We start from the raw sequence: 2122 nt of genomic DNA, 5'->3' as shown, positions 1-2122 counted from the left end.
CTGAATTCGATATTCTGCGCTGTTTAATGCAGCAAGCGGGCCAAATGGTGAGTAAAGATCAATTATCGGTTGCGGCACTGGGGCGTAAAATGGAGCCTTTTGATCGCAGTCTGGATGTGCATATCAGTAACATTCGTAAAAAGTTTCCGACGAAACCTGATCGTATTCAAACCATTCGCGGCCGTGGCTATCGACTGATCGCCAGCTTATGAGAAACCGGCGTACGCGGTGGTATCGATCGCTAGCCCTAAGGTTACTTTTTATTTTCTGGGCGTTGCTGTCGGTCACAGCGGCCAGCGGTTATCTGTTAGCGGTTTGGAATAAACCGAAAGCAGAGTTAAAGCCGCTGGAGCCGGATATTTATCAAACTCTACAACCGCTACTCAGCGATGCTTTAACTTTTCAATCTTTGCAACCTGGGCGTTTAATCGCTGGCGACTACCGCGTGGCTGCTCAGCTGTCTGTGGAAGGCAGTGAAAAGCTGTTGATGGACGAAATGCTGAGAGTCAGTCACGGCTCAACCTTGTTGCGTATGCTGGGGCAAACTTCACCTCAACAAATACCTCTGGACGAACGTTTGCTGATGGGCCCGTTTGAACTGGACGGCAATAAAATATTGGTCACTAAACCTCTGGGTATTGATGAGCAAGTTAACCGGGAGCAGTTAGAAAGAGAGTCAACCCGGGCGCGCTTACTTACCTTGTTGGTGGGTAGTGGTTTACTTGCCGTTTTACTGGGCATTTGGCTTATCCGCCCAATACGACGAATGATTTTGGCTATGCGAGAGGTAGCTGACGGTAGTGCAACTCCTGAATTAAAGCGGCTACCAAAACGCGGTGATGAAATTGGCGAACTGGCGCGAGCGTTGTCCCAGGGTGCTGTCGATTTAGCGACATCGCGCGATGCCCAACGGCGTTTACTGAGTGATGTATCGCATGAGCTGCGCTCGCCGATGGCACGTATGCAGGTTGCCCTTGATTTAGCTGACTGTAATGAGGACGACCCAAATTGGCAGCAACTGAGTCGCGATACCGAACGCCTCAGCGTAATCATTGAACGAATTTTGTCATTATCGCGGTTAGAGAACGGCCTGGTAGAGCTTAATCATGAGAATCTGGACAGCGGTGAGTTAGTGCAACAACTTATTGGTGATATGTGCTATCAGAACCCGGAGGTTGGTGGGCGCCTGATTCAGCAAAATGGCGACTGGCCTATTATTGATACTGACTCTGAATTGCTCCGGCTGGTGCTGGAAAATATTGTTCGTAATGCGCTGCATTACACTGATGATAAAGTCGAACTTTCTTATGACGATTATGGCGAAGGGTGCCGCATTCGTATTCGTGACCATGGTCCGGGTGTGGATGAAAGTACATTAGAAAAACTGTTTGTCCCATTTTACCGCGGCGACCCGGCTCGTCACCATAAGGCCGGAGTTGGTCTTGGGTTGGCCTTAAGTCATCGTGCTGCGGCTGTTTTAGGGGGCGAATTAAAAGCCAGTAATCACTCTGAAGGAGGACTGGAAGTCGTGTTAGACTTACCTAAAAGTCAGCCTGAACCAAATACATGAAGCAACCCGATAGACAACATCAGCGGCCTGCAGATGATACCCCTGAGTGGCCGGAGTTTTTCAAAAATCAGGTCGAACCCTTTTGGGAACAACAGGTTATCTCTGAATACTTCAAGGCATTCGACGGTATCCAGTTACATTTCGCTTACTATAAACATAGCGCCGATGCACCATTAGTGGTCATTGCTCCGGGTCGGATAGAGTCGGCTCTTAAATATCAGGCGCTGTTTTGGGAGTTGGCCCAGCAAGGCTTTTCCGTGGCGGCGCTGGACCATCGAGGCCAGGGTTTATCGGCTCGGTTGACGGCCAATCATCATCAGGGACATGTCGACAACTTTGACGATTTTGTCCGCGATTTCTCAGATTTTACCGAACAATTAACAAGTTTATTTGGTAATGTCCCTAAAACCTTATTTGCTCATTCAATGGGTGGCACCATTGCGACAATTTACTGTGCGACTTGTAGCCACCCATACAATAAGCTGATTTTATCCGCTCCCATGTTCTCTATCGAAACCGGTAAAGTCCCTTATTGGCTGGCGCGCTGGGTAT

3 protein-coding genes are annotated in these 2122 nt (G+C 48.8%); all 3 read left to right on the top strand.

Annotation, left to right across the window (positions count from 1 at the left end):
• Positions 1 to 212: winged helix-turn-helix domain-containing protein (locus tag B3180_RS06310; protein WP_286843592.1), on the top strand; the 212-nt coding region annotated here is incomplete at its 5' end.
• Positions 209 to 1570, top strand: coding sequence for a sensor histidine kinase (locus B3180_RS06305; RefSeq protein WP_278358922.1), 1362 nt, complete (start codon positions 209 to 211; stop codon positions 1568 to 1570). The genes B3180_RS06310 and B3180_RS06305, both read left to right, overlap by 4 nt.
• Positions 1567 to 2122: alpha/beta fold hydrolase (locus B3180_RS06300; protein ID WP_286843590.1), on the top strand; the 556-nt coding region annotated here is incomplete at its 3' end. The genes B3180_RS06305 and B3180_RS06300, both read left to right, overlap by 4 nt.

Origin of the sequence: Idiomarina sp. UBA4206, assembly GCF_002383015.1 — a bacterium.
GTDB classification, from domain to species: domain Bacteria; phylum Pseudomonadota; class Gammaproteobacteria; order Enterobacterales; family Alteromonadaceae; genus Idiomarina; species Idiomarina abyssalis.
The sequence above is the reverse complement of the archived record's forward strand: the minus strand, read 5'-3'. Positions and strand labels throughout refer to the sequence as shown.

Coding starts and splice junctions, on each gene's coding strand:
- B3180_RS06305 (WP_278358922.1), top strand. CDS start 209: ATGAGAAACCGGCGTACGCGGTGGTATCGATCGCTAGCCCTAAGGTTA.